The sequence below is a fragment of the Alkaliphilus metalliredigens QYMF genome (assembly GCF_000016985.1).
GTDB classification, from domain to species: Bacteria; Bacillota; Clostridia; order Peptostreptococcales; family Natronincolaceae; genus Alkaliphilus_A; species Alkaliphilus_A metalliredigens.
Map to the genome: position 1 here is coordinate 1,936,091 of NC_009633.1, position 25,411 is coordinate 1,961,501.

A 25,411-nucleotide genomic window follows, 5' to 3' on the forward strand; every position below is an offset into this window, starting at 1 on the left:
GCAATAATGTAAAACATAATTTTTTTTAGGAGGAGATATTTATGGGTAATGAAAATGTTGTCCACGAAGGAAAAGGGATTGGTTTTTTCGAAAGATATTTAACTGTGTGGGTAGCTGCATGTATTATCGTAGGGGTTGCTATCGGTCAATTGTTACCAGCTGTTCCAGAAACATTAAGTCGATGGGAATATGCCCAAGTGTCTATTCCTGTAGCAATTTTAATTTGGTTAATGATTTATCCCATGATGCTTAAAATTGATTTTACCAGTATTGTAGAAGCGACTAAAAAGCCCAAGGGTATCATTGTCACCTGTGTTACCAATTGGTTAATCAAACCATTTACAATGTATTTAATTGCGGCTTTCTTTTTTAAGATTGTATTCCAAAATTTGATTCCAGAGAGTTTAGCCAATGATTACTTGGCAGGTGCAGTGTTATTGGGAGCAGCTCCCTGTACTGCAATGGTATTTGTTTGGAGTCATTTAACAAAGGGTGACCCAGCCTATACATTGGTACAGGTGGCGGTTAATAATATTATCTTATTATTTGCCTTTACACCCATTGTTGCAATTTTACTAGGAATAACCGATGTCATTGTTCCCTATGATACCCTATTCTTATCTGTTGTGTTATTTATTGTTATTCCTTTAGTTGGAGGATATTTATCTAGAAAATATATTGTACAGAGTAAAGGGATAGAGTATTTTGAAAATGTATTTCTTAAGAAATTTGATAATGTAACAATCGTAGGGTTATTATTAACATTAATTATTATTTTTACATTCCAAGCAGAGGTTATTTTAAGTAATCCATTACACGTGTTGTTGATAGCTGTACCACTTACCATTCAGACGTTCTTTATCTTTTTCTTAGCTTATGGATGGTCAAAGGCATGGAAATTGCCTCATAACGTTGCTTCACCAGCTGGAATGATTGGCGCAAGTAACTTTTTTGAATTGGCAGTTGCCGTAGCAATTACACTATTCGGCTTGAACTCAGGAGCCACACTAGCAACTGTAGTCGGTGTTTTAGTAGAGGTACCAGTTATGTTAACATTAGTCAAAATCTCTAATAGAACAAGACATTGGTTTCCAGAGGTAGCAAGAGAAAATTAAATATAATCATACAGTCATACAATCGAAAGGATGAGTATAAATGAAAATTGAAATCTATGATCCACCAATGTGCTGTTCCTCAGGAATCTGTGGACCAAGTGTTGATGACACATTAATCAAGTTAAACGAGAATATAGAGATTATAAAAAACAAATATCCTGATGCATCTGTAGAGAGATATATGATTACTCAACAGCCATTGAAATTCAGAGAAAATGAAGCAGTATATAAAATGATAAAGGAAAAGGGAAGAGAGATATTACCCATTACAACAATAGATGGGAAAATTATTAAATATAATGAATATCCAACATTAGACGAAATTCAAACATACTTATAGGAGATGAATAAAATGCAAACAGAATTCATGCTTTTTTCAGGTAAAGGTGGAGTCGGCAAAACATCTATGGCTTCCACAACAGCAGTACATTATGCAGAAAAAGGTAAGAAAACCTTAATTGTTACAACGGATCCTGCAGCTAACTTATCCGATGTATTTGAGCAGGAAATTGGGCATAAGGTGACCCCAATTAATGGAATTAACAATCTTTATGCCATGGAAATTGATTCAGACAAGGCAACAGAGGAGTACAAAGAAAGATCTCTTGCGCCCATGCGAGAATTATTTGATGAAGATCTTGTAAAAGTAGCAGAAGAACAGTTAAGTGGACCGTGTACAGAGGAAATGGCAGCCTTTGATAAATTTATTGATTTCATGGATACAGATGAATATGAGGTCGTTATTTTTGACACAGCACCTACAGGTCATACCATTCGTTTATTAGAGCTACCAGTGGATTGGAGTAAACATATAGAAGAAAGTGCTAAGGGTAGTGGGCAAACCTGCATGGGACCTGTGGCATTGATCCAGGAGAGCAAGAAAAAGTATGATGATGCCATTGCTATATTAAGGGATCAAAGTCAAACAGAGTTCGTCTTTGTAATGCAGCCAGAGGAAACTTCTTTAGAAGAAACCGTAAGGTCTTCAAAGGATCTTGCAGAAATAGGTATCCATACAACAAAGGTAATTATTAATGGATTAATTCCAGAGGAAGAAACTGTAGTGCCTTTCTTCAAGGGAAAATATGATCGTCAACAGAATATGATTCAAAAATCCAAAGATACCTTTACAGACTTAACTATTCAAACCATGGAGCTGTTTGATACTGAGCTAAAGGGTGTAGAGATGTTTAGAAAAAGCGCTGCTAAACTCTTCGAAGGGAGTGATACTAATGAATAATTTCTCCAATGAACTCTATCCTATCGATGCAGAAAGAAAAAACATCTTTTTTTCAGGAAAAGGAGGTGTAGGGAAAACTTCAATGGCTTGTATCACTGCGGTAGAAACAGCTCAAAAAGGCTATAAAACCTTACTGTTAACCACAGACCCTGCTGCCCATATTGGGAATGTATTAGATCAGCCCGTTGGGGACAAAATTGCTGCTGTAGCAGGTATCGATAATTTATACGCCGTAAAGATTGATCAAAAGAAAGCAACAGAAGAGTATAAGCAAAATATCTTAAAGGATGCAGAATCAAAATTTGATCCAACCACAATTATGGCCATGAAGGAAGAATTAGACTCTCCTTGTACGGAGGAAATGGCATCCTTTCAAAAATTTGTTGAATATGCCAGTGGAGACGATTTTCAGGTGATTGTAATTGATACAGCTCCTACAGGTCATACCCTAAGGCTACTAGAACTGCCTATGGACTGGAGCAAGCAAATTCAATTAAAGGCAGGAGCATCTGTTGAAGTCAGTGATGAGGATAAACGGCAAAAAGAACGGTTCGATAAGGTCATTAATATGATGAAGGATGAAAAAGTAACTACATTTGCCTTTGTGATGTATCCTGAAAGGACACCAATAATCGAAGCCTACCGTGCATCAAAGGAGCTAGAAACACTAGATATTAAAACACAGCTAGTGGTAGCAAATTTAATCATCCCAGAGGAGCAAGCACTGACGCCTTTTTATCAAAAGAGAAGAAAAATGCAGTTAGGGTATATTGAGGAAATGAAGGAAACTTTTAAGGATGCTACGCTTTTAGAAGTGCCTATGTTTGGTGAAGAGATAAAAGGGTTGGATCTGTTAAAGGAAATTGCAAAACAAATATTTTAGGGGAGGTAATTTTATGACAGAAAAAATTAAAATTCAAATGCTTGGAATGAAGGATGAAGTGGTTGCGGCTCCATGTGGCTGAGGTCCTAGCACAAGCTGCGGTCCTAGTGAGGATCCAACAACCATGGAAATGTATGATGAAGTAAATCAATTTCTTCGAAATACCGATATGAAAGATAAGTATGAAATGGCATTTATTGATGTAATAGAAGATGATTTAAGCGGCTATGAAAAGGTAAAAGAGATGCTAGATAAAGGTTATCAACTACCCCTTACTTTGGTAGCGGGAAGAGCTGCTTTTGCAGGTAAGGTTGATAATGAAAAGCTGTACCAAATATTAAAAAGGATATAGAGGATTAACATTTTAGATAAGTCATCTAAAGGAATAATGGAGGTGACTTATCTTTTTTTGTTCAAATGTTGCATAAATATATAAATTCTAACAGAATATCTTTGTGTTTGTGATATCAATGAAAAGCTTGATTTAGAGCAATCTAATTGCAGACTAAAAATGGGGGAGAGACTAAAATGAGACCTATGATTGCTATATTAGCAACTAATTGTGGCGGAACACAGGCGGATTATGTAAAATCCGTGGAAAGAGCTGGAGGATGTCCTGTTATTATAGATAGGGTTGAAGATTTAAATACCTTGAAACCTATAATGCAAATAGTAGATGGGATTATCTTCACAGGAGGAACGGATATTACTCCTTTAACGTATAACGAGATGCCAAAGGAGGGATTAGGACGGGTAGATTCTAAAAGAGATGAGTTTGAAATCCTTTTAGTGAAATGGGTTCTATCCAATACCGATATTCCCATTTTAGGGGTTTGTAGAGGGATGCAAATTTTAAATGTGGTAGATGGTGGAAGTTTACATCAGGATCTTTTAGTGGAAAAAATAACTTTATCAAACCATTGGTTAAGTGGAATAATTCCTTCGGATGAGCATGGTCATAGTGTATATATTACAAAAAAATCGAGGTTATATGATGTTTATAAAAAAGAAAAAATCATGGTAAATAGTATACATCATCAAGGAATAAAAAACATTGGGAAAAGTTTTGAAGGAACAACTGTAGCTGAGGATGATATCATAGAAGCAATTGAAATGAAGGGGGAGCGATTTGTAGTTGGAGTACAGTGGCACCCTGAAATATTAGTAGAAAAACATCCAGAGCACTTAGCTCTATTTAAAAAATTTATTGAGTGCTGTTATAAGGGAAAAGAAGATAAAACATAAATAACATATGAGGTGATGGAAATGGAACGTTTTTTAGAGTTTATACAAAGTTTCATAGGGCTTTTTGGAGAACTGTTATTGCTGTTTATTGGGATAACATTTTTGGTAGGCATACTACAAGAGTATGTTAAAGATGAAACGATTAAGAAGATATTGGGAAAAGGAAAAAATGGTGTGGGGAACATTGTTGGAGCATTTTTAGGTTCGTTGACCCCGTTTTGTACTTGTTCAACTATCCCGGTGATGCTAGGTCTTCTTAAGGCGGGGGTACCTTTTGGGATTACGATGTCCTTTTTTTTCGCATCGCCTCTGTTGAATCCAATTATAATCGGGCTTATGTGGATGCTATTTGGTTTAAATATTACCATTGTTTATGTAGCGATCATATTCCCTGTGTCTGTGATGATTGGTATTGTTTTAGAAAAGTTTGGTTATGCAGATTCTATAAAGGCAGTGAGGATCGCAAATGAACAACAAAGCGCCTGCTGCGAAGTAGAAGCAGAGGAAGGTTTCTGGAATATAGCTAAACCAAGGATTAGAAGATCGGCTAACTATGCTATGAATTTATTTAGGCAGATGTTTCCCTATTTAGTATTGGGTTCTGCGATAGGCGCCTTTATTGCTGGATATGTTCCTGAGGCGTTTATCGTAAGAATAGCTGGACCCGATACGTTATTTTCAATTCCAGTGGCTTCTATAATAGGGATCCCCATGTATATTCGGGGGGCTACCATATTACCGATAGGGTCTATATTAGTGGAACAAGGGATGAATATGGGAGCTGTTATGGCGCTAATTATTGGAGGAGCAGGAGCGAGCTTGCCGGAGCTCACAATGTTGTCCTCAATATTTAGTAGAAAGTTATTGATCACCTATATTATAACGGTCATAGGTTTAGCGATCTTCACCGGTTATCTTTTTAATTTTTTATTAAGGATAGGACTTTAAATAGGGCTTAAAAGCCCTGAGGTAGCCCGATTTTTGCATGAACTGGGCTATGAGCTTCACGGTCCTTGTGGCTGTAGGCTTAGACCTAAAAAATTAACTTAATAATATACCTATAGAAGAAGGTGCAAAATGTCTAATGAAAACTATGAGATCTTGGATAAGTAGGTGTGATATTTACAATATTTTTTTCAATACTGCAAAAATAAAAGAACCGATTTAAAGGACATGTCCTTTAAATCGATTCTTTTTAGCTATTATTGATTTCTTCTAGGATGGCTTCGTTTTGGGGAAATTTACCGTTTCCAGTTCTACTATCGAAAAACACAAGATCATTAACTAATACTTGAAAAGTGCCCCCACCAACATCGACAAGATTGAAATTTTCATCATTAAGTTGTAGATTTTCTTTTAAGTAAGCCGCCAAACTGGAAGCTTTAGGGTGAAATCCTCAAGTACCACAATAATTGATTTGAATCTGTTTAATTTCATTAGCCATTTAACACACTCCTTTAATTTTATTAATTTTTTAAATTTTCAATCTCTAGCTGCAAATCATTGGTTTTTCTATTATAATAATTTTTTTCTTCCCGTAGTTTCACAGGTGTGGCTTGCCACCACACACCTGCAGGAACAGGACCTCCAAACCTTCGCCAGTTTAGCAAGAAGAAAGTTAGAAATACTTGAAATATGAGAATCACTTTGTTCTTTGATTTCCTTTAAAATTTCTTGCTCCACTTCAAAACCCTACTCTTCAAACATTACCCGAACTTCAGAGTTTGGATGGTCAGTTGTTTTAGTTGTTTGGCTCATGTTTGCTTGCATTTGCTGACACGTTTCATCAGGGGTATAATTTTAACTATATCTAACCTTCATGTTCTGCATCATTTCCCGATTTTTAGCCATTTTTCTTTGAATATAATTAGGTATCATGAGAAATCCTTCCTTAATTTAAAATATTAATCCCCTTTTAACCATGGGGGCTTACAGTTAGGTCCTGTAAAAATTTTTTCTGTAATAATTTTATCTTCTGCGAACTCACTAAAAGTCTCAATTAAATTAATTAATTCTGGGTGAGCAAGTTCATTAAAAACGAAAGTACCGTTTCTATTGGTCTTAACTACTTTAGCCTCACGAAGTACTTTAAGGTGAAAAGATACTAGTGGTTGAGAAAGACCCGAATCATTGATTATTTGCGAAACTGATTTCTGTGTATCTTTTAGAGAAAAAATTATTTTTAGCCTATTAGCGTCACAAAAAATCTTAAATAGATTAGCTAGTTTTTCAATTTTATCCAACTCCCTTTCATAAACTATGGTTTATATAAATACTCATTTATATTGTAACTAATAAAAAATATTTTAGCAAGTATAAATGAGTATTTATATAAATTTATTTTTATATTATAGGATAGTTGAAGCATTGACAGAGTTACTAAAACTTTTACTACAATTCTTACATTTGTAATGATATCAATATTCAATAATAAGCAGGCGATTTTTCATAACACCATTGCAATTTGGCAAATAATGGTGTAACATGACATCATATAAATATATGCACATGCACATATATTTATGAAAAACTAGGGGGGACTATAATGGGAGTTTATTTAGATAATGCCGCTACATCTTATCCAAAGCCTAAAGAAGTAGTAGATGCTGTCTATGATTTTATGTTAAACAACGGTGCTACTTCTGGAAGAGGAGCCTATGAGCGCGCAATGATGGCTGATGGCTTGGTATATGACACAAGGAAAATGATTGCTAACCTTTTCAATTTCCATGATCCTAAAAAAGTTATTTTCACAGCAAATATTACAGAGTCTCTAAACTTGGCCATAAGGGGTATCGTAAAAGAAGGAGACCATGTTATAACCAGTAGCATTGAGCATAATGCTGTATGGCGATGTCTTAAAACATTAGAAAGAGATAGGGGTATAAGTCTATCGGTGGTGCCGGCTTCTAAGGAAGGTTATACCAATCCATTGGATGTAAAGGATTTAATTCAAAAAAACACAGTACTAATTGTGATTAATCACGCCTCTAATGTTTTTGGTACGATACAGTCTATAGGCGAGATAGGTGCTATAGCGAGAGAGCATAGCATCCCGTTTTTGGTGGATGCAGCACAAACTGCAGGAGTTTTGCCCATAGATATAAAAAAAGATAACGTTGATTTACTGGCATTTACAGGACACAAAAGTCTTTTAGGTCCTATGGGTACCGGTGGACTTGTAGTAAATTGGGATGGAGAAATGGATCCATTAAAGGTTGGTGGAACAGGAGGAGATTCCGCCTATGAATATCAACCAGATTATTTCCCCAACAAATTAGAGACCGGCACATTAAATGTAAGTGGCATCGTGGGATTGAGATCAGCATTGAAATTTATACAAAAAGAAGGAATCGAAAGGATATATGAAAAAGAGAAGGACTTGGTAGGCTATGCACTTAATAGATTAGAAGAAATAAGGGGGATTTCTATTTACGGACCAAAGGATCCTAATAAAATAGTAGGGGTGATATCTTTTAACCTGCAGGGGATAACAGGAGAGGAAGTAGCCTATACATTGGATCAAGAATATGGCATTATGGTTCGAGTCGGTCTTCATTGTGCTCCAGGTCCCCATAGAATTATAGATAAGGTAAAAGAAGGGACTGTAAGAATAGGCATAGGATATTTTAATGAAAAAGAAGATATAGACCTGCTTGTAAATGCATTAAAGAAAATTAATTAACAAATATAAGGGTAAAGGGGAGAGATTATTGTGTATTTAGAAGAAATAAGAATGAACTTTATCAAACCTTGTACAACGGATGCAGGGAAAATGCAATTCAAGGCTAAATTTACAAGGGACATTTCAGAAGTATTTCCCTATATAAATGCAGTGCTACAAGGTGCAAACTATAATCATAGAGCTAAATGTTTGACATTTAGAAGAGGAATTGCCATTATTACACTTTTTCCAGAAAAATTAGCAGTGGCTAAGATTATTAATGAATCAGAGGCCTATGAGATTATGGATTTAGTTAAGGAGTTAGTAAATGATACCGATGAAAAAAAGGATGAAGTTGAACCTTTATATGAAATGAGAAAAAAGCCCAATGCTATTGAAATTTATAAAAAGTTACCAAAGTTAAATTGTAGAAAATGTGGCATACCAGCCTGTATGGCCTTTGCTTCAAAACTTTCAGAGGGGCAGATAAGTGTAAAGAGGTGTTTGCCACTGTATGAAGAAAGTAATAAAGAAAAACTACAGGAAGTTGAAAATATGGTGATTATGCTAGGACATGAAGTGTAGAAATAGAGTATAAACTTCAAACCTAAAGAAATGGGGGACTGATGATGGATATAATATTAGCGGGTTGGGAGGCTTTGGTTGATTACTTAATTATAAGAAGGGTTATTTCCCTTACAATAGCATTCTTTTTATCTGGAGCCATTTCTCAATTTATGTCACAGGGTGCTGTAATGAGATATTTTGGTCCTAAATCTGACAAGAGGCTTTCTTACTTAGTAGCATCTGTGTCAGGAGCTATTTTGGCGGTTTGCTCTTGCTCCGTACTCTCTATGTTTGCAAGTATTCGAAAAAAAGGTGCAGGAATAGGACCTGCGGTAACTTTTCTTTTTTCTGGCCCAGCACTTAACATTCTGGCCATTACCTTCACCTTTAGTCTCATAGGTGTAGATATAGGCTTTGTTAGATTGATTAGTGCGATTTTGTTATCCATTATAATAGGTTTTGTGATGTATCTGATATATAATGAAAGTGAAACTGTGGATCCTAATGATACTATGTTCAATATTGAGGATGATAATGATAGAACCTTGGGGCAAAACATATTATTTTTTATAACTTTAATTGCGATTTTAGTTTCTGGTGTTAGACGTCCAATAATGACAGCAATCCTTTTAGTCATCCTTATAGTACAACTCTTCACCAGAAGAAATAAAAAAACATCTTTAATTGAGGGAGTTTCATTGAATAAAGCTGCAGAGGAGGGTACATCTGCAGCTTTATAATTTTTACTAAATATAAATTTTAATGGAGGAACATAACAAGCATGGAAAAACTACTAAATTTTTTTAAAATTTTATCAGATGAAACTAGATTTAGAATTATAATGCTTTTATATAACAGAGAATGTTGTGTTTGTGAAATGGCTGAAATATTAAAGATAAGTCAGCCTAACGTATCTAGAAATCTCTCTAAATTAAAGGATTTAGAAATAGTTAGGGGTCAAAGACAAGGACAGTTAGTTTTTTATTATTTAAATAAAAAGGATGATTTAGTAGAAAATATAATAGAGGATATACACAAAGAAGTAAAAGAGAATCCTATTATTTTGCAGGATTTAAGAGAATTGAGAAGAAGAGAAGATGAAGGAACGATGTGTGTAAGAGAATAGTAAAATAGATCTCTGGATAAATAGCGTGTTAGTATTGTTGAAGACATAGGGGGAAATATTCTTGCTTTACCCCTATGTCAATTTTTTCTTGCTTATATACTTGATCATAATTATTTGCTGAAACCATTGAAACAAAAACTCTCTTTTAATATAAGGGAGCCAAGAACTTAATTCACTGGTGTATTGGGTCGACTTGACCTACTGTCACTGTATAAAACAGCAAAGCACTGCTCATTAATCGCTGGAAAAACAATCTCTGAGAAGCCCTTTGCCCAGTGTGAAGTATAGTTTAATTATAACATTTTAGAGTATCTTATTCTAGTTATATCAATGGTTTAGGTTGATTTTACACCACTGATTAGCGATAGATTGAATTTCAGATTTTAGATTTTAAATTTTACTTTTGATACTCTAACCATTGGGTGAATACAATTTAATTTTTTTTGCTCTTAAGAATTATCCCTTTATTAAAGTTAATCAAGAAGTATATGAAGACTAAATAAAATAACCAAAAAAAAGAATATTTATTTATATAATGACTTTTATTAAAAAAATAAAATAATGTTAAAAATACAATCAATATACAATATAGGATGTTAAATATTGAAATAAATCTTAATTTTATTGTGTTTACAATTGTGCTTACATTAATAATTTTAATTTCCAATAATTTTATTGAAATTATTGGAAATATTAAAACTACCATTAATGATCGCATTATGTGTATCGTGTTTATATAGCTATTCTCACTTAATGATATCATAGATATGCCCAGCAAGTATATAAATCCAAGCACCATAACATTTTTTTGAATATTCTTATATGATAAGAACTTTTCATTATCAATTCTTTTGATAAATATAAAATTTAAAAACAATGCTGGAAATACTAAAAATTTAAAATCTTCTACTCCCAAAACACTCCACCTCTTCCTAAATAAATTAGATATCGTTACTATGTTATTTTGTTGAACAAAATCTCCCTTCGGTGGAGTAAAAAAACCTAATCAAAACCATTCATATGATTATCTCTTGATTATCATATGACAATCACGCTTTGGACATAACACAATAGGGCTTCCACTTTTCTTATCATCAATTTGATGCCCTACAAGTAACACTCTGTCTGGAATCATTATTTTATCCAAGGTAGCTCTAATTGTTGGAAACAGGACTATCGAAACTATAATTGCTATTATTATCAATCTTTTCTTCAATATATCCCCCCTAATCACCATAACAAAGATATTAATGAACATAGTTATACCTATATAATATATTCTGTAGAATATCTGTTACAAATTTTACAGCTTACGCGTCAATACTTACATTTTAATCATAACATAAATTTACATAATTTCAAAAATATATAAATTATTTCGAGTGAATCTTTTTACCTCAAAACAACATTTTGTCTGTACAGAGCCTTTTCATTTAATCATGAATGTCCAAACATGGTACCGACTTGTCATCTTTAAGAAACTCACAAAACCACCTATTTTCTAAAAATTAAATGTATAATAAATGCTAATGTCAATGGAACTATACTTAAAACAATAAACAATGCACTTGTTTTCCATGAATTCTTGAGTATACCGTTAAAACCTTTTTTATCTTCTTTATTTGTGAAAAATGTGAAAAAATACCCAAATAAAAATGCATCAAAGGTATATCGAAAGACTGTTCCAATAGCCGCCAATAGTATGGAAATACCTATCAGAATATTAAATATGACGTCGATGAAGTCTAACTCCATGTCCTCTCCCCCTCGGTTCTCTATTATAGTATCTCAATTTCATCTTTAAACGGTGAATTTTGGTAAACTTATTAATTCACACTGTCTTTTTATGGTTAATTTGGATTCATTGCGCTCAAGCAACGCTATTTTCTTCATTTCTGAAACTTGATTTTCCTCTGGGGTCCATTTTCTTCTTTTTTTATTCATGGATATAGTTTATCTTATTTTTTATATTTTGTGTCCAACTACTTGTGTACATTATACTTGCTAGTCAATTTCAGTTGTATCAAATGATGATGCAAATGCTTGGAATGATAGGAGTTGTTGAATTGAAAGATTTTTTTGAAGCCTAAAAGATGACTAGTTCATCTTTTTTTATATAAAACAGATTTCTATTGATAAATTCCACATAACATAGTATACTAAGTTACAACAGTAATGCACATAGCCACTAAAAACGATAATGTGACTAATCTTTATATAAAGTTGCATAGATACGAGCTCAAGGATAAAGATTATCTATAGCATAGAAAAGGAGGAGGACCTTAATGTGATGATTAATACGGAAGGAACAGAACCGATTTATGTTCAAATTGCAAATTGGTTAGAGACAGAAATTTTAAACGAAAAAATCAAAGGCGATGAAAAGATGTATTCCCAATATAAACTTGCAGAAATGTTTAACATAAATCCTGCAACTGCAGCTAAGGGACTTAATATTCTAGTAGATGATGAGATTTTATATAAAAGACGTGGCTTGGGAATGTTTGTATCAGCAAATGCCAGGGAAATCGTACTGCAAAAGAGAAAACGGACGACATTAGAGAAGCTAATAGAGGATGTTGTAAGAGAGGCAAGGATATTAGAGGTTGATGAAAAAAATTTAATAGCAATGATTAAGAAAAAAATAGGGGAATAGAAGCAATGATTTAAAAGCGTTAAAAATCAATTGCATATAAAGGATTAATCGGGAGGGGAATAAAGATGAATATCGTTGAATTTAAGGATGTGACAAAAATATATGGAAGGAAAAAGGCCATTGAGGAGTTTTCCTTTAGCCTTGGTGAAAATAAGATAACCGGTATTATAGGGAGAAATGGAGCAGGAAAAACCACTTTACTCAAGTTACTGTCCGGTTTTTTAGTGACAAATTCTGGACAGATAAGGGTTTTCGAGGAAGACCCCTTCAATAGTCTATTGGTATCCTCAAATATGATATTTGTAGATGATAGCATGTCCTTTAATCCTAAGCTAACACTTCTAGAAATCCTTGAGTCAGCAAATCATTTTTATGAAAAATATGATATGAAATTTGCATTGGATTTAATGGAATACTTTTCTTTATCTAGAGAGCAGTTACATAGAAATCTTTCAAAGGGGATGCAGAGCACTTTTAATATGATATTAGGAATTGCGTCAAGATCCCCATTGACAATTTTAGATGAACCCACCACGGGGATGGATGCCGCAGTAAGAAAGGATTTTTATCGATTGGTATTAAAGGACTACATCAATCATCCGAGAAATATTGTGATTTCTAGCCACCTACTAGGGGAAGTAGAACATATTTTAGAAGACATCCTTCTTTTAAAAGAGGGCAAAAAATTATTGCATATGCCTGTTTCAGACTTGAAGAACTATGGAATGGGTCTTCGGGGAGAAAAAAAATTAATGCTGGAATTTATAAAATCACAACAAGTTTATCATAAAGAGGATTTTGGAGATCAAGACCTCTTTGCTGTAGTAAAAAATGATTTTGAAAAAAAGACATTAGAATCCATAAAGTCACAGGGAATAGAAATCATTCCACTTTCCACAAATGACATCTGTGTCCATATTACAAATACGAAAAGAGGTGATATTGATGACATCCTTAGCAAAAACCAATTTACAGGATATAATAAAAAAGCAAACCAGTAATAAAATCAAAACTAATATTGATTTTTTTTCTAGCATGGTGATCCTTCAATTAATTGCAATATTTTTATCATTTTCTGGGGGAGTAAGCATGATGAGTGGAACTAGTTCTTCTGGAAATTATTCCTATTCATACAGTGTGAAAAATCTTTCTGGGGAAATGATTTTTATATTTACAATTATATGGGTGATATATATAGGGATAAGTATTGCAAGAAATCAGGAGCGTGCATTTGTATTTGTGACCAATCGGCTTAGTAATAATGTTTCAAATATAATCCATATAGCTACATATACTCTAGTGGCGGCTGTAACAAGTGTTCTGGGAAGTTTATTTCTAAGGGTCTTGGTATATTCAATAGAAGGCAGTACAAATATCTCAAGTTTTAATTTTGTCATTCCTCCAATAGAGATCTTAATGCTTATATTTACAGGATTTTTGTATATGACGATCATCGCTTCTATTGCGTATTTAGTAGGAAACTTGATGAACATTAATAGGACCTTTGGGCCAATCATTATGGCTGTTCTTTTGGGGATCGTATTATTTGCCCCAGTAATTATAAGTGCTGTTTTACCAATGGGTTTTATAAAACGGGGGATAGAATTTTTTACTAAGGAACCTTCTTTAGTAGTCTTCACTTTTAAAATAGTTTTTGCAAGCAGTATTTTTTATTATGCTTCCATACTTATCTCTAATAGAATGGAGGTTTTAAAATAATGAATAATGTTGCCATTTTATCAACGATTCTTATGATCATAACACTCTTAATCGTGTTTGGAGTAACAAAGGGTGTGAGTAAGAAGATGAATAATAGAAGTGTAAGGTGGATTTTATATAGTTATCTCATTATCTTAGTCTCATCTGCAGTTGCTTTATACTTGATCCCCCAGGAGGGTTTTTTAGAAACAGGAAGAGATTCCAGCGGAAGAAATTCTATTTACCAAAGATTATCTGATGGTTCATATGAAGATTTAACCAAAGAGAAATTAGATGAAAAAGAATTTATTGGTAAAAAGGGATATTGGAAGTTTGAAAATATTGGTGAAACCCTAAGGATCATAGGAGCGTCCACGGGAAATGTAATCGTAAAAAGAGTGGATCATTTAGAGGATGAGATAGAAGTAATGAGCTATACGGGAAGCTTTTATTTAGGTGGGTCAGATGTGACCCATATGGGGAAAGAACCTGAAGTTACATTTCAAAAGGGTGATTTAAGAATTATGCCACCAGAAAGCTACCGCATTGAAATCTATAATTTTAAAAAGGATTTTATCTACACACAGTTTATAAAGGATCCTTTAAATAGTGGAAGGGAACATGGGGTATTTACGCCTATGGAGGAAATTATCCTTATACATGTCCCTAGAGGGTTGGAAATAAAAGGGAATCAAGAAGGCATAAAAATCATAGAGTAAAAAGTGCAATAGCCACTTTTTTTATTGGTAAAACAACATTTTTTTCTATTTATTTTTGTACTTATGGGTTTATCATCCTTGTGGCTTTAGGGCTATGGTTTTAAAGGAAATGCTAGTTGAATAATTCTGTTCTGTTGCGGCATATTATCTTCTTTATGTGCCACAAAATGTTTGAAATAAAGGAATGGAAATATGCTTGAAATATTAGCAATATAGCCATTCCTTTATTTACTTATAAAATATCAACATTAGCCATTAACAAAGCCTTAATGTAAAAAAGACATAAGGAAGACATTTAAATTTTGTTCCTATAGTCTAATGTAAAATTATTCCACTGTATGAGATAATGGTTTTGAAATATGGTAATAACCATATCATCTTCTAAGGGCGCAAAAGATCATCTAAGCAATAGAAGCAACTAGATTTTGTTCTTTGGTCTACAATATTCTATTTTAAAAGGAGACTTTGCATGAATCTGCTATTAATTTTTTTAGCTTCATCGATTTGGCTTTTAGCACTTTATTTACTAAATAAGGTAATGAAAAAATTGAATCATAGAATCACCATGATTGCCATAATATTGATGGCAATGCTGCTTTTTACCGCATGCGGAAACGCTGATGAACAACTGACAGCTGAAGAACTGACAACTAATGGACGATATAATTTTTTAAAACCTTCTTATACAAGTTCAAAGGCTTCACATTACACAGCCAATAATTACGAGGTATTCACTAATCCTGTCTCCCTGAGGTTCTACCAAGAACAGGAAGCCCTTATTAATAGCCTTGCTGAAAATGAAGTGGCGCTTTTCCAATTAATTTTTCGTGAAGAACCTCCGACCGGAGGGTAGAGCAGCCCTAGGCCTATGATTCAAACAGAAATTACTGAAGAGGACAGGATTGCATATTTAAAGGTGTCAAATTTTTCGAATTTCAACTTAAATACGACAGGTGAACTGAGAAGATTTTACGCAGATATCCAAGAATATGAGCACTTGATTATTGATATCAGGGACAATCCAGGAGGCAAAACAGATTTTTGGAGAATGTACATGATGAAAGCCCTTTGGCCAGAGGGTAAAATATGTCGGATATGCCATTATACGCTTTTTACCCAGACAGCGAGCTTGGAAAATATTTTTGGGAAGACAATATTAATATCGAAGCAAGTCATTCACGCTATATGCCTGAAACTGATGAGCTCCTTACAGTAAGAGAAATGATAGAATTATATAATTTACCTCATATTAATGAGGAGGATTTAGAAAATTTAGCTTATGCTGTTAGATTTAGTACCGGTATTGGCAATATTGAAGCTCAGCATATCAATGCGTTTGGATTTCGAGAAATGTCCTATTTCTTTAATGGAGAAATATGGATTTTAACCAATGAGAAAAACTACTCTGTGGCGGCCCTCTTTGCCTTGCCCAACACCGGGATTGTATTAAGGTGGGATATAGACTATTTAACGGATCATGAAGGTCGGGCTTTAAATGAGTTCACCCCCCCACCACGTTAACCGCCCTGGTATGGATGCCATGGAGACTGTTTTGCAGTTAATGGAAGAAGGCAGCTTTTGATAAATTCCTACAATGGCTTCTTGGACAGAATAGATAGCTCTATCTTTGAATCAATGATCAAGTGGCAAAATAGAGGGATAAAATCCAGAAGCATGTTATTGAAGTGAGACAATTTAACTTTGACATAAACAGACAATATTAAAAACTGGAAGGAATTAGAAAGGTATAAATAGAATAAGTAAACAACCTACAAACAAAACGATTAAATAAAGGTATTAGAGATACGAGGTGATATTTCAATGAAAAATTCCATAAGCTCCAAGGAGAATATAAAAGAAGAAGATCCAGTAGAAGATATTTAGTACTTAATGTATAAACGATACTATAGAGATGTCTATCGAACTGTATACTATATTACAAAAGAGAAAGAACTATCTCAAGATCTTACAAATGATGCTTTTTTAAAGGCATATGATAAGATACAATCCCTTGATGATATCAATAAATTTAAACAATGGATTTGTGTCATCGCCGCTAATTTAGCTAAAAATCATATTCGAAAGCAGAGTAAGGTACTTCCTTTTTACCCGATGGAAACACTAGAAGATAAGCACAATACAGAGGATATGGTGATTGAAAAAATAGATCTGGAAGAAAAAAGAGAAAAATTGAGAAGGGGACTACAACAGTTAGATCCCGATGCCAAGGAAATTCTTATTTTAAGGTACTACCACAACCTAACTTATGAAGAAATGGGAAAGGCATTATCCTTGAAACAAGGTACTGTCAAATCAAGGTTGAAAAGGTCCAAGGATAAACTCTTTAAAATATTCAACTCAGAGGATGAGAAAAATGAAAAAAGACAATGTGAACCAATTTGATATGCTTATAGCTGAAACGATAGAAGAGGAAATGAATGGCATTCATATTACTGATGAAGAGATTAAACAGCAATGGATGAAGTTTCAAGAAATGAATAGCAATAAGAAAGTGCACAGAAAGATTAACTATAAAAAGGCTGTTGTGATTATCATCGGTGCGTTAGTAGGATTTACAATGATGAACTTAATGGATATTGAAATATCCGCATGGCGGATGCCTAATATTGTAAGTGTTTTTACTCGGAGTGAAGATAAAGTAACCGTTGAGCGAACCTATTCTGTAGGTGAAGGGATAGAAATTATACCAGAGGAAGAAATTCCAAGGATGGTAACGAATTACATCGAAGAAGTCAGAGATATGATATCCTTTAACTTTAAAGAGCTTCCATTCCACTTAGAGGAAGCAATGATCGAAGGGGATATGCTGCACTTAAACTATATCAATGATGAAGGGGAAATACGGTTATTTCAAATGCCTCACGGACTTGAATTTGCTCAAACAATTCATTTTAGAGCAGGTAGTGAAATTAATGAAGTAACGATTGACGGTGTATCCTATACCATCGTAAGAATTATTGAATCAAGAACCAAGGTAATTTGGTCTTCCTTTGGAATCAGCCATACCATGGATATTGACTATCCAATCGAATTTGAAGAAGTGATAGATCTATTAAAGGCAATGGAGTAAATTCATTGCTTTTATTATAGTTAAAAACCCTTGGATTCATTTGATTGTGGGAACATTTTCTGGAGTACAGTGTCTTACTATTCCTCATTTTTGAAGTCATCGGTGGAATTCTCGTCTGGAATAGAAATGAGGATAGATATAAAAAAATTCATCTAAACTCAGATGACAAAGAAATAATTGAACATCCTCCAACCGAATGAAAGGATACAAAATGAGATTATTAGAGATATACCATTACGCATATTCTATTTATGACGTCTTAGATGGATTATAGGAATTGGTGTATTTTTACAATGGTAATAATTATATTGAAAGGGGGCATATTTGTGAATTTAACTGCTACTACTGCTTCATATATCAGTTTTTTTATTTTGGGTTTTGATTTATTAATGAAACTTGTTGCAATATATGCGATGTACATAGCTATTAAAGCTTTGAAAGTCTATATTAAGAAGAATTCATAAGGCCTAAGTATAATAAAGTTATGAGAGGTTATTTTAATTAGCCGTTAGATGGGAGTTATTGTCTTTTCAAGGCCACATAAAGCGAATTAATCAAGGAATGGTGTATATGATTTAAGTATTCTAATATACCCATTCCTATCTTCTTGCCCTGACTTCGAGTTGTCACTAGGAGATTCTAAGGTATCATCAGTTTCATCATTGCTAAAACTGGGATTTGATTCTGCTGTACCTTGTTCCCTCTTTGAAGTGAAGGAGGTATCCTCTTTAGGCTGAGGAGGATTTATTTCATCCATCACAAGATTGTAAGGCAAAAGATGTATTAGTCGTAATTGATAATACTGGGAAACGACTAAAATATACATTGCCCTAAATAGGGGGGAGATATCAATGTTAAAAGGCGGAACAGGAACCAATAGACGAAAAAGGAGGAGTTTGATTTGAAAAAGGTTGCATTTTTAATAATTATTGTTTGGGTTATGACAGCTATACAAGGCTGTAAAAATCAAGAAGATATTATAGTAACCACGGAGAGGTACGCTATGACGGAGGCAGTATATGTAAGTGAAGTAAAGCTTCAGGAAGCTTTTTGGTTTATAGACGGAATTGCAATAGTAAGAATAGATGATAAATTTGGATATATTGATAATACTGGAAAAATCATTATTGAACCTGTCTTTAATACTGCTGCTCAATTTTCAGAGGGGTTAGCTGCTGTAGAAATGGATGTCAAATGGGGATATATTGATAAGACGGGTGATGTGATTATTCAACCACAGTTTGATGAAGGACATAGCTTTGTTGAAGGCTGGGCAAGGGTTAAGGTGGATAAATATTATGGTGTCATTGATTCGTCTGGAACGTTTATTGTAGCAGCTAAATATGACCAAATATTTCCCTCTTTCGATGGTTTTATATCCCTTAGAAAAGAAGAACAATATGGGCTGTTCAATATAGAGGAAAGAATCCTAATAGAGCCTTTATATGAAGAAATAGGGGGATTCGTCGAAGGATTAGCTAGCGTAAAAAAGGATGGTTGGGGTTTTATTAATAAAAGTGGAAAGATTGTCATTGATACAAGGTTTGAGATGATTAGTTCCTTTTCCGAAGGATTTGCGGCAGTAGCAGTTATGACTGAAGGGGAAAGAAAGTATGGTTACATAGATAAAACAGGTGAATTTGTAATAGAGCCTAAATTTGATAGAGCAGGAGATTTTATTGAAGGCTACAGCATCGTTACGGAAGAAGAAAAGTGGTTGGTAATAGACAAGAGGGGTGAGGTAGTAAAATATCTAGAAATTAATGATGTGATTGATATGTCTCATCAGTTTAAACAGGTTGAAGTAGAAGGAAGATACGGATTCATAGATAATAAAGGCAATTCTATTATTGAACCAAGGTTTGATATGAGTTATAGCACCTTTAACTTTAAAGAAGGAATAATTACCCTACGGTTAGACGAAAAATGGGGCTATGGCAATATAGAAGGCAAAATTATAGTGGAACCACAATTTGATGATGCTATGGACTTCATGAACGAATATGCAGGAAGAGTGGTACTGGATGGAAAGTGTGGCTATGTTAATAAAAATGGTGAAATCATAGTAGAACCACAATTTGATGATGTGGATTTTCTGATGGCAGAAGGCATTGCCAGAGTGATGCTTGATGAAAGGTATGGATTGGTTAATGATAAAGGAGAGCTGATTGCAGCACCTAAGTACGAAGTTATTGGAGGATTTATTGAAGGTATGAGTGCAGTTAAGTTGGAAGAGAAATGGGGTTTTATTAATGACACTGGAGAAGAAGTAGTAGAACCTCAGTATGATAATGCCCGTCAATTTAATGAAGGTTTTGCCCCTGTCAACCTAGATGGGGAGTGGTATTATATTGATAAGACAGGTGAGGTGGTTTTTTAAGGTATAAGGGGTAAAGAATATTTTTTTTCAAATCATCATAGAGGAATTATACACCTAAAGGGGAGGCGTTCTAATTGTAGTGATGATAATTTTTGTAATTGCAGGGTGCGAACAGGGAGCTTCTTCCACAAATTAATCATCTAAACAGTCACTATAAAGAGGTTATCGTCCTATATTACTACGTTGAATTATCCTATGAAGAAATGTCAGAAGTTAAATATACAGTAATCGGGGTCGGTAAGGAAGAAATTAAGAAATTGATATTTTCTATAGAATAAGGATATGGTTTATTAGCTATATCCTTATTTTTATTGGGTTTAACAGTGTTGTTATTTGATGCATTTAGAGAATATATAAAAAAGTTTACTCAACTTGGGAACATTTAAAGAAAAACTTCCCTCTATATTAGTGAGGAGGGATTAACTTGAAGCTGCAAGGCTGTAAAAATTGTGAAACAAAATTTAGCTATAAAGCTATCCAAAGAGCATTCTTTTCGAAAACAGAGAAGCGTTTTAAATGTGAAAATTGTGGTACAGAACATAAATTAAAAAGAGATTATCATAGAATTATATCGATTATAGTTGTACTTCCAATGTTTTTACATTGGTTTTTGATATCTCTAGACCGCTTATTGGTGCTTTCTATTACCATTGCTTATGTCATAGCAATAATATTGTTAATTCCTAATATAGTCAAATACGATAAGATATAAAAAGAACTGGATTATTTATAAAGGTAGTTCGCAGCATATCATTTATAAAATACGAATTAATGCGTATTTCATAGATATAGTAAAAATTGAGGAGGATCACTATGTTTCATTCTATATTTATAAATATTGGATTTCTTGTGATTCTTCTACTTGGAATTAGAGAAATCACTAAAGAATCAAAGTTATTCAATAAGCGGCTTATAATCATACTAGATTGGTTTCTAGTAGTAGCCAACGACAGCTCTATGGGATAATCGGTGATTTATCCCAACAACTAGGGGTATTTTTGAATCACCACAACAGCATTTTAGCAAAGGGTGAAGTAATAGAGACAGAGCAGTTTCAACAGTATGACCAATTAAAATCAGAGTTGCTCATTTTTGCCTATGAATTTAGATCCAGAGGAGCCAGTAGCGGAGCTAGACTAGGCATCATACAGCACCGCTTATTTTTAGGTGAAAATGAGATAAACCAGCTGGAGAAAAGAGTTGGTAATATTTTAGAGATTATTGATGGATTAACCACTGGAAACTAAAGCAATGTTTTGATAACAAGGAGGGGATGTACATTTGATGAGTAATATTGTACACATTCTTTTTAAGACGAATTAGATGGAAAAGACGACACATCAAGAAAAGGAGGGGTTACTATGGATTATACTGGATGGTCTCTGCTCTTCACAGTTGCAAATATTTTGATATGGGTAGGAATAGCTTATTTTATTTTTAGTTTAGTGGTTAAATTTCCTAAACGAATTAAGCGTATTGAAGAAAAAATCGAAAGAATGGAAGATATGTTAGAAGACATAAGCAAAAAACTAAATTAAATAATTGTCACCTCATCTTTTTAATGACTATTTCATGAATTATACGAATTGGTGTATTTTTACAATGGTAATAATTATATTGAAAGGGGGCATATTTGTGAATTTAACAGTTACCACTGCTACATATATCAGTTTTTTTATTTTAGGTTTTGATTTATTAATGAAACTTGTTGCAATATATGTGATGTACATAGCTATTAAAGCTTTGAAAGTCTATATTAAGAAGAATTCATAAGGCTTAAGTGTAATAAAGTTATGAGAGGTTATTTTAAAAACAAGGAAGGATTTTAATACTTATGAAACGGTTGATAGCTTTGATAGTAATTATATTTTTGTTATTTCTTTTCGGTTGTTCCAGTGATAAGAGTTCTAGCGAGAGTGATTCTAAAAGTAATGGTACAAATATAGTAGAGAACATAGATGAGCTTTATGATAGAGCAATAAGTCTGGTAGAAAGTGGTGAAATTACGAATGAAATTGATATTAAAAGGGAAGGAAGAAAAGGTTTGTCTCTTAGTAGTGCCTTAGAGGGGACTTGGCTAATAAATGAAAACACTGTATTGATATTTGACGATTTATATTTAAAACAGGGAGAAAGCAAATTTAGATATGAAGTTAATGAAGAAAAGGGAGATGTACAACATATTTTTGTGTATGGATTAGAGGGGGTTCTTATTGAAGACAGAAAATTATTTGAAGCATTCATCCTGTACGATGAAACCAGGTCTAATATCCAATTGAAGAAAGTTTTCTCTCAATTATTTGGAAGTGATTTAATGTTTCAATATAATGCAGTCTTAATAGACGAAGATAACTATGTACTAGGCAATTTCGACTCAGATTTCTTTATAGAAAATCAATTTGATTAATAGAGATTGATGAATTCAATTACAGCGTATGACAATGCATTTGCATAAAGGTACTGAAGGCACGCTTAAAGGGCAAGGTTAGAGCACCTACTAAAAAATTCTAAAGTTCTTCATTTTTCAAGAATTCACTTGTCATTTATATTTTGCTTAAGTTCTGTGATTATACCTTGGGTTCCAATTAGTGGAGGAGGGGGAAAATGAAATATATTGCAGAAAGAATGACTAAGAGTGTTTATGTGATCGCTATTTGGGATGAAGCATGGGGTTCTTTTAATAATTGTTACGTGATAAAAAATGCTGGGAAAACTATATTGATAGATACTGGAAAGGTAGAGCATGTTGATTATTTCATAAGGGCACTTGGGGAGATTGGAATTGATGAGCATGATATTGATTTGATTATTGTGACTCATGTCCATAAAGACCACATTGGTGGCAGTATGGCCTTTAAAAGTAGAGAGAAGAGGATACATAAAAAAGACTATTTTCAATTAGATTCAATACTTCAAGAACAATTCACGCCGATTGAAGCAGATGAAGGTTGGATGAATGGGTTAAATTATTTTAGGTTAGGTCACCATACACCAGGCTCATTAGTATTATATTTACCAGCTGAAAAAGTACTTTTTATGGGTGACTTTCATTGCTTCTTTGGAGTCAAGTCAATTGAAAATGGCTTTGTGTATGAAGGGGTAGAACTTCGAGATCAGTCAAGAGAGATTGTATCTGGTATTCTACAGGAGGACCATGCCTTCGAAAAATATAATCTCAGGGAGTACTTTTTAGGACTTAAGAAAATAAATACGCTTCAAATAGATTATTTAGCCACTGGTCATGGGGTTGTCTTGAAGGGTGGGATTAAGGAATTTATAGAAGATCTATTACGCCTTGAGCCAATAAGAGGGAGGGAGGGAGGGTGAATAAAGAAATGGAATTGTTATTGTATTTGGCAATTATTATGAAAGTCGTCTATCCCATCCTATTGATAGTGGGGGCGGTGATCTGTAATAAATATTATTTTAAGGAAGGTTTTTATTTCTTTCTTTTTTCATTCATTCTCCAGGTAAATAGATTCGCTGTCCGTTATTATTTAGAGTGGTTTATGAATGATATGCAGTTTATTGGGTCTTTCAGAGTAGGAACTTTAATGGCCATTTTAGGAAATTTTGAAATGATAGTACAGACAATTATTGCTTTCGTCCTAATTTGGGGACTATATAAAAGGTTCACCAGTTTACAAGTTTGATTAAGCTACCCAATCCATATCGAGGAAGCCCAGAACAGATTCTTTAATTGTAGAATTAATTTTAGAACTTTCGAAGCTCAATACGAAACTGTCAAATATTAATTCTTTTGTAGTTTAAACACCTACAGCTTTTTTGATCAATTGTGGACTTTTGAATTGATATTTTTCGTGTCTTTTGTCCATGAAGGGTAACAAACACGCAAAAGTATATGCTACATCACATAGATAAAAACTATGTATTAATAAGTTTGAAAAAATATTTTAATAAGGGGATATATGAGTATGATTATAGAAATAAAAACACGGAGAAGCATAAGGAAATATATAGACAAACCAGTAGAAGAGGAAAAGATACTTAAGTTACTAGAAAGTGGAAGACTTGCCCCATCTGGCAGTAATACACAGCCGTGGCATTTCATTATAGTAAAATCGGAATTAAATAGAGAAAAACTAGCTAAAATATCACATAATCAAAAATGGATGCTTTCTGCTCCAGTTTTCATAGTATGTGTTGCAGATATACGTTCTAGAATAAAAGAAGAGATCGATATATCAATTGATGAAAGTAGTCCTCAGCAGGAGTTAAAGCAAATAATCAGAGATACAACAATTGCTATTGAGCATATGGTACTTGAAGCTGAAAGTCAAGGTTTAGGCACTTGTTGGGTTGCATGGTTTACTCAAGAAGAAATTAGACCGATTTTAAATATACCCTCTGATAAATATGTTGTGAGTATTCTCACGGTTGGGTATAGTGATGAAATGCCGAAAGCTCGTCCAAGAAAGAAGCTTGAAGAAATAATACATACAGAAATTTGGTAGTAATACTTTAAGTAATGTATTACAAGATAGGCTTTTTATAAGGGCTAAGGGCTAAGTGTTATACGTATTCTAAGAATAATATATCTATTTAACAAAAAAGCACTGAATATTGAGGTTCGATTTTTTTTATGTGCCACAAAATGTTTGAAATAGAGGAATCGAAAAATACTTGAAATATTAGCAATATAGCTATTCCTTTATTTACTTCTAAAATATCAATATTAGCCATAAACAAAGCATAACTTTAAAGAACTTCCATTCCTTTTGGAGGAAGCAATGATCGAAGGGGATATGCTGCACTTAAACTATATAAATGATGAAGAGGAAATACATTTATTTCAAGTGCCCCAAGGGCTTGAATTTGCTATTCATTTGGAATCATTCATACGATGGATGTTGACTATCCAATCGGATTTGAACAAGTTATAGAGCTATTAAGGCAATGGAGTAAATTCATTGCTTGTTTTATAGCCTCGAAGGATATTGTACAAGAAGCCTTTACCATTGCCTATAAAAAGATGGATACCTTGAGAGACTTTAAGCAAGTTTGAA

36 protein-coding genes and 2 pseudogenes are annotated in these 25,411 nt (G+C 33.6%); 33 read left to right on the plus strand and 5 right to left on the minus strand.

The window, feature by feature from the left end:
- Positions 1–41 precede the first annotated feature (41 nt).
- The 7 genes from arsB to AMET_RS09120 all read left to right on the plus strand — a co-directional run bounded on the left by arsB (position 42) and on the right by AMET_RS09120 (position 5,431).
- Positions 42–1,115: an ACR3 family arsenite efflux transporter gene (arsB, locus tag AMET_RS09090; RefSeq protein ID WP_012063033.1), complete on the plus strand. Its 1,074-nt coding sequence runs from the start codon at positions 42–44 to the stop codon at positions 1,113–1,115.
- Between the two features lie 40 nt (positions 1,116–1,155).
- On the plus strand, positions 1,156–1,455 hold the full coding sequence (gene arsD / locus AMET_RS09095) for an arsenite efflux transporter metallochaperone ArsD (protein ID WP_012063034.1): 300 nt from the start codon (positions 1,156–1,158) through the stop codon (positions 1,453–1,455).
- 12 nt (positions 1,456–1,467) lie between these two features.
- Positions 1,468–2,355 (plus strand): ArsA family ATPase, encoded by an 888-nt coding sequence (locus tag AMET_RS09100; RefSeq protein ID WP_012063035.1) that lies wholly within the window; start codon positions 1,468–1,470, stop codon positions 2,353–2,355.
- Positions 2,348–3,238, plus strand: a complete 891-nt coding sequence (locus AMET_RS09105; RefSeq protein ID WP_012063036.1) for an ArsA family ATPase — start codon at positions 2,348–2,350, stop codon at positions 3,236–3,238. The genes AMET_RS09100 and AMET_RS09105 overlap by 8 nt, the downstream gene beginning before the upstream one ends.
- 124 nt (positions 3,239–3,362) lie before the next feature.
- Entirely contained in the window at positions 3,363–3,590 is a 228-nt protein-coding gene (locus tag AMET_RS09110; protein ID WP_012063037.1) for a hypothetical protein, read from the plus strand.
- A 176-nt stretch (positions 3,591–3,766) separates the two neighbouring features.
- Complete coding sequence (locus AMET_RS09115; RefSeq protein WP_012063038.1) at positions 3,767–4,483, plus strand: gamma-glutamyl-gamma-aminobutyrate hydrolase family protein; 717 nt, start codon at positions 3,767–3,769, stop codon at positions 4,481–4,483.
- 21 nt (positions 4,484–4,504) lie between these two features.
- A complete protein-coding gene (locus AMET_RS09120) occupies positions 4,505–5,431 on the plus strand; it encodes a permease (protein WP_012063039.1) in 927 nt (308 codons plus the stop codon).
- A 247-nt stretch (positions 5,432–5,678) separates the two neighbouring features.
- Here the strand turns inward: AMET_RS09120 and AMET_RS25690 are convergent.
- The 3 genes and pseudogenes from AMET_RS25690 to AMET_RS24275 all read right to left on the minus strand — a co-directional run.
- Positions 5,679–5,864: pseudogene (locus tag AMET_RS25690) on the minus strand (hypothetical protein); the annotation flags it as partial.
- Positions 5,865–5,949: 85 nt separating this feature from the next.
- Positions 5,950–6,129 (minus strand): hypothetical protein, encoded by a 180-nt coding sequence (locus AMET_RS25695; RefSeq protein WP_157047209.1) that lies wholly within the window; start codon positions 6,127–6,129, stop codon positions 5,950–5,952.
- 258 nt (positions 6,130–6,387) lie between these two features.
- Positions 6,388–6,726, minus strand: coding sequence for an ArsR/SmtB family transcription factor (locus AMET_RS24275; RefSeq protein ID WP_012063042.1), 339 nt, complete (start codon positions 6,724–6,726; stop codon positions 6,388–6,390).
- A gap of 302 nt (positions 6,727–7,028) precedes the next feature.
- Between AMET_RS24275 and AMET_RS09130 the strand changes: the two genes are divergently transcribed.
- From AMET_RS09130 to AMET_RS09145, 4 genes are read left to right on the plus strand one after another with little or no spacing between them, the layout of a single operon-like run.
- On the plus strand, positions 7,029–8,168 hold the full coding sequence (locus AMET_RS09130) for an aminotransferase class V-fold PLP-dependent enzyme (RefSeq protein ID WP_012063043.1): 1,140 nt from the start codon (positions 7,029–7,031) through the stop codon (positions 8,166–8,168).
- A gap of 30 nt (positions 8,169–8,198) precedes the next feature.
- On the plus strand, positions 8,199–8,732 hold the full coding sequence (locus tag AMET_RS09135) for a (Fe-S)-binding protein (RefSeq protein ID WP_012063044.1): 534 nt from the start codon (positions 8,199–8,201) through the stop codon (positions 8,730–8,732).
- Positions 8,733–8,773: 41 nt separating this feature from the next.
- Complete coding sequence (locus tag AMET_RS09140) at positions 8,774–9,454, plus strand: permease (RefSeq protein ID WP_012063045.1); 681 nt, start codon at positions 8,774–8,776, stop codon at positions 9,452–9,454.
- 41 nt (positions 9,455–9,495) lie between these two features.
- The gene (locus AMET_RS09145) at positions 9,496–9,840 is read left to right on the plus strand and encodes an ArsR/SmtB family transcription factor (protein WP_012063046.1); all 345 of its coding nucleotides are present in this window, start codon (positions 9,496–9,498) and stop codon (positions 9,838–9,840) included.
- Between the two features lie 1,024 nt (positions 9,841–10,864).
- On the opposite strand, the gene AMET_RS09155 is transcribed toward AMET_RS09145, so the two are convergent.
- The gene (locus AMET_RS09155; protein WP_041720576.1) at positions 10,865–11,056 is read right to left on the minus strand and encodes a hypothetical protein; all 192 of its coding nucleotides are present in this window, start codon (positions 11,054–11,056) and stop codon (positions 10,865–10,867) included.
- 278 nt (positions 11,057–11,334) lie between these two features.
- On the minus strand, positions 11,335–11,595 hold the full coding sequence (locus tag AMET_RS09160) for a hypothetical protein (protein ID WP_012063048.1): 261 nt from the start codon (positions 11,593–11,595) through the stop codon (positions 11,335–11,337).
- Between the two features lie 535 nt (positions 11,596–12,130).
- On the opposite strand from AMET_RS09160, the gene AMET_RS09165 reads away from it, so the two are divergent.
- From AMET_RS09165 to AMET_RS26535, 22 genes and pseudogenes are all read left to right on the plus strand, one after another.
- Positions 12,131–12,496 (plus strand): GntR family transcriptional regulator, encoded by a 366-nt coding sequence (locus tag AMET_RS09165; protein ID WP_012063050.1) that lies wholly within the window; start codon positions 12,131–12,133, stop codon positions 12,494–12,496.
- A 65-nt stretch (positions 12,497–12,561) separates the two neighbouring features.
- Positions 12,562–13,497 carry an ATP-binding cassette domain-containing protein gene (locus tag AMET_RS09170; RefSeq protein ID WP_012063051.1) on the plus strand — a complete coding sequence of 312 codons (936 nt, stop codon included), beginning with the start codon at positions 12,562–12,564 and terminating at the stop codon, positions 13,495–13,497.
- An 88-nt stretch (positions 13,498–13,585) separates the two neighbouring features.
- Positions 13,586–14,215 (plus strand): hypothetical protein, encoded by a 630-nt coding sequence (locus AMET_RS09175; protein WP_157047210.1) that lies wholly within the window; start codon positions 13,586–13,588, stop codon positions 14,213–14,215.
- On the plus strand, positions 14,215–14,913 hold the full coding sequence (locus tag AMET_RS09180; RefSeq protein WP_012063053.1) for a hypothetical protein: 699 nt from the start codon (positions 14,215–14,217) through the stop codon (positions 14,911–14,913). The genes AMET_RS09175 and AMET_RS09180 overlap by 1 nt, the downstream gene beginning before the upstream one ends.
- Before the next feature lie 469 nt (positions 14,914–15,382).
- Complete coding sequence (locus AMET_RS09185) at positions 15,383–15,766, plus strand: hypothetical protein (RefSeq protein ID WP_012063054.1); 384 nt, start codon at positions 15,383–15,385, stop codon at positions 15,764–15,766.
- Positions 15,767–15,781: 15 nt separating this feature from the next.
- A pseudogene (locus tag AMET_RS27370) lies at positions 15,782–15,946 on the plus strand (S41 family peptidase); the annotation flags it as partial.
- A gap of 53 nt (positions 15,947–15,999) precedes the next feature.
- Positions 16,000–16,434 carry a hypothetical protein gene (locus tag AMET_RS09190; RefSeq protein WP_041720583.1) on the plus strand — a complete coding sequence of 145 codons (435 nt, stop codon included), beginning with the start codon at positions 16,000–16,002 and terminating at the stop codon, positions 16,432–16,434.
- Between the two features lie 369 nt (positions 16,435–16,803).
- On the plus strand, positions 16,804–17,316 hold the full coding sequence (locus AMET_RS09195) for an RNA polymerase sigma factor (RefSeq protein WP_012063055.1): 513 nt from the start codon (positions 16,804–16,806) through the stop codon (positions 17,314–17,316).
- A complete protein-coding gene (locus tag AMET_RS09200; protein WP_012063056.1) occupies positions 17,288–18,004 on the plus strand; it encodes a hypothetical protein in 717 nt (238 codons plus the stop codon). Before AMET_RS09195 ends, AMET_RS09200 begins: the two co-directional genes overlap by 29 nt.
- A gap of 326 nt (positions 18,005–18,330) precedes the next feature.
- Positions 18,331–18,468, plus strand: coding sequence for a hypothetical protein (locus tag AMET_RS25700; RefSeq protein ID WP_157047214.1), 138 nt, complete (start codon positions 18,331–18,333; stop codon positions 18,466–18,468).
- Between the two features lie 437 nt (positions 18,469–18,905).
- Positions 18,906–20,384, plus strand: coding sequence for a WG repeat-containing protein (locus AMET_RS09205; protein ID WP_012063059.1), 1,479 nt, complete (start codon positions 18,906–18,908; stop codon positions 20,382–20,384).
- A 98-nt stretch (positions 20,385–20,482) separates the two neighbouring features.
- The gene (locus tag AMET_RS26530; protein WP_012063060.1) at positions 20,483–20,662 is read left to right on the plus strand and encodes an ECF subfamily RNA polymerase sigma-24 factor; all 180 of its coding nucleotides are present in this window, start codon (positions 20,483–20,485) and stop codon (positions 20,660–20,662) included.
- Between the two features lie 146 nt (positions 20,663–20,808).
- On the plus strand, positions 20,809–21,096 hold the full coding sequence (locus AMET_RS09215) for a TIGR04104 family putative zinc finger protein (RefSeq protein WP_012063061.1): 288 nt from the start codon (positions 20,809–20,811) through the stop codon (positions 21,094–21,096).
- 101 nt (positions 21,097–21,197) lie between these two features.
- The gene (locus AMET_RS25710; protein ID WP_157047216.1) at positions 21,198–21,350 is read left to right on the plus strand and encodes a hypothetical protein; all 153 of its coding nucleotides are present in this window, start codon (positions 21,198–21,200) and stop codon (positions 21,348–21,350) included.
- Positions 21,311–21,631: a hypothetical protein gene (locus tag AMET_RS09220; protein ID WP_207636418.1), complete on the plus strand. Its 321-nt coding sequence runs from the start codon at positions 21,311–21,313 to the stop codon at positions 21,629–21,631. The genes AMET_RS25710 and AMET_RS09220 overlap by 40 nt, the downstream gene beginning before the upstream one ends.
- A 114-nt stretch (positions 21,632–21,745) precedes the next feature.
- Positions 21,746–21,922, plus strand: coding sequence for a hypothetical protein (locus tag AMET_RS25715; protein WP_012063063.1), 177 nt, complete (start codon positions 21,746–21,748; stop codon positions 21,920–21,922).
- A 97-nt stretch (positions 21,923–22,019) separates the two neighbouring features.
- A complete protein-coding gene (locus AMET_RS25720; protein ID WP_157047217.1) occupies positions 22,020–22,157 on the plus strand; it encodes a hypothetical protein in 138 nt (45 codons plus the stop codon).
- 61 nt (positions 22,158–22,218) lie between these two features.
- A complete protein-coding gene (locus AMET_RS09225; protein WP_012063064.1) occupies positions 22,219–22,791 on the plus strand; it encodes a hypothetical protein in 573 nt (190 codons plus the stop codon).
- Positions 22,792–22,988: 197 nt separating this feature from the next.
- Positions 22,989–23,711 carry an MBL fold metallo-hydrolase gene (locus AMET_RS09230; RefSeq protein WP_012063065.1) on the plus strand — a complete coding sequence of 241 codons (723 nt, stop codon included), beginning with the start codon at positions 22,989–22,991 and terminating at the stop codon, positions 23,709–23,711.
- The gene (locus AMET_RS09235) at positions 23,708–24,037 is read left to right on the plus strand and encodes a hypothetical protein (RefSeq protein WP_041720589.1); all 330 of its coding nucleotides are present in this window, start codon (positions 23,708–23,710) and stop codon (positions 24,035–24,037) included. The genes AMET_RS09230 and AMET_RS09235 overlap by 4 nt, the downstream gene beginning before the upstream one ends.
- 276 nt (positions 24,038–24,313) lie before the next feature.
- Positions 24,314–24,859 carry a nitroreductase family protein gene (locus AMET_RS09240; RefSeq protein ID WP_012063066.1) on the plus strand — a complete coding sequence of 182 codons (546 nt, stop codon included), beginning with the start codon at positions 24,314–24,316 and terminating at the stop codon, positions 24,857–24,859.
- 389 nt (positions 24,860–25,248) lie between these two features.
- Complete coding sequence (locus AMET_RS26535; protein WP_242661425.1) at positions 25,249–25,410, plus strand: hypothetical protein; 162 nt, start codon at positions 25,249–25,251, stop codon at positions 25,408–25,410.
- Position 25,411: the final 1 nt, after the last annotated feature.

What these genes read in the sequence shown, in the direction of transcription:
- AMET_RS09165 (WP_012063050.1), top strand. Translation starts at nt 12,131, where the DNA reads ATGATTAATACGGAAGGAACAGAACCGATTTATGTTCAAATTGCAAAT.
- AMET_RS09160 (WP_012063048.1), bottom strand. Translation starts at nt 11,595, where the DNA reads ATGGAGTTAGACTTCATCGACGTCATATTTAATATTCTGATAGGTATT.
- AMET_RS09180 (WP_012063053.1), top strand. Translation starts at nt 14,215, where the DNA reads ATGAATAATGTTGCCATTTTATCAACGATTCTTATGATCATAACACTC.
- AMET_RS09100 (WP_012063035.1), top strand. Translation starts at nt 1,468, where the DNA reads ATGCAAACAGAATTCATGCTTTTTTCAGGTAAAGGTGGAGTCGGCAAA.
- AMET_RS09115 (WP_012063038.1), top strand. Translation starts at nt 3,767, where the DNA reads ATGAGACCTATGATTGCTATATTAGCAACTAATTGTGGCGGAACACAG.
- AMET_RS09190 (WP_041720583.1), top strand. Translation starts at nt 16,000, where the DNA reads ATGTCGGATATGCCATTATACGCTTTTTACCCAGACAGCGAGCTTGGA.
- arsD (WP_012063034.1), top strand. Translation starts at nt 1,156, where the DNA reads ATGAAAATTGAAATCTATGATCCACCAATGTGCTGTTCCTCAGGAATC.
- AMET_RS25710 (WP_157047216.1), top strand. Translation starts at nt 21,198, where the DNA reads ATGTTTCATTCTATATTTATAAATATTGGATTTCTTGTGATTCTTCTA.
- AMET_RS09175 (WP_157047210.1), top strand. Translation starts at nt 13,586, where the DNA reads ATGATGAGTGGAACTAGTTCTTCTGGAAATTATTCCTATTCATACAGT.
- AMET_RS09105 (WP_012063036.1), top strand. Translation starts at nt 2,348, where the DNA reads ATGAATAATTTCTCCAATGAACTCTATCCTATCGATGCAGAAAGAAAA.
- AMET_RS09145 (WP_012063046.1), top strand. Translation starts at nt 9,496, where the DNA reads ATGGAAAAACTACTAAATTTTTTTAAAATTTTATCAGATGAAACTAGA.
- AMET_RS09185 (WP_012063054.1), top strand. Translation starts at nt 15,383, where the DNA reads ATGAATCTGCTATTAATTTTTTTAGCTTCATCGATTTGGCTTTTAGCA.
- AMET_RS26535 (WP_242661425.1), top strand. Translation starts at nt 25,249, where the DNA reads ATGGATGTTGACTATCCAATCGGATTTGAACAAGTTATAGAGCTATTA.
- arsB (WP_012063033.1), top strand. Translation starts at nt 42, where the DNA reads ATGGGTAATGAAAATGTTGTCCACGAAGGAAAAGGGATTGGTTTTTTC.
- AMET_RS09230 (WP_012063065.1), top strand. Translation starts at nt 22,989, where the DNA reads ATGAAATATATTGCAGAAAGAATGACTAAGAGTGTTTATGTGATCGCT.
- AMET_RS09170 (WP_012063051.1), top strand. Translation starts at nt 12,562, where the DNA reads ATGAATATCGTTGAATTTAAGGATGTGACAAAAATATATGGAAGGAAA.
- AMET_RS09120 (WP_012063039.1), top strand. Translation starts at nt 4,505, where the DNA reads ATGGAACGTTTTTTAGAGTTTATACAAAGTTTCATAGGGCTTTTTGGA.
- AMET_RS09195 (WP_012063055.1), top strand. Translation starts at nt 16,804, where the DNA reads ATGTATAAACGATACTATAGAGATGTCTATCGAACTGTATACTATATT.
- AMET_RS09130 (WP_012063043.1), top strand. Translation starts at nt 7,029, where the DNA reads ATGGGAGTTTATTTAGATAATGCCGCTACATCTTATCCAAAGCCTAAA.
- AMET_RS09225 (WP_012063064.1), top strand. Translation starts at nt 22,219, where the DNA reads ATGAAACGGTTGATAGCTTTGATAGTAATTATATTTTTGTTATTTCTT.
- AMET_RS09140 (WP_012063045.1), top strand. Translation starts at nt 8,774, where the DNA reads ATGATGGATATAATATTAGCGGGTTGGGAGGCTTTGGTTGATTACTTA.
- AMET_RS09240 (WP_012063066.1), top strand. Translation starts at nt 24,314, where the DNA reads ATGAGTATGATTATAGAAATAAAAACACGGAGAAGCATAAGGAAATAT.
- AMET_RS09200 (WP_012063056.1), top strand. Translation starts at nt 17,288, where the DNA reads ATGAAAAAAGACAATGTGAACCAATTTGATATGCTTATAGCTGAAACG.
- AMET_RS09110 (WP_012063037.1), top strand. Translation starts at nt 3,363, where the DNA reads ATGGAAATGTATGATGAAGTAAATCAATTTCTTCGAAATACCGATATG.
- AMET_RS25715 (WP_012063063.1), top strand. Translation starts at nt 21,746, where the DNA reads ATGGATTATACTGGATGGTCTCTGCTCTTCACAGTTGCAAATATTTTG.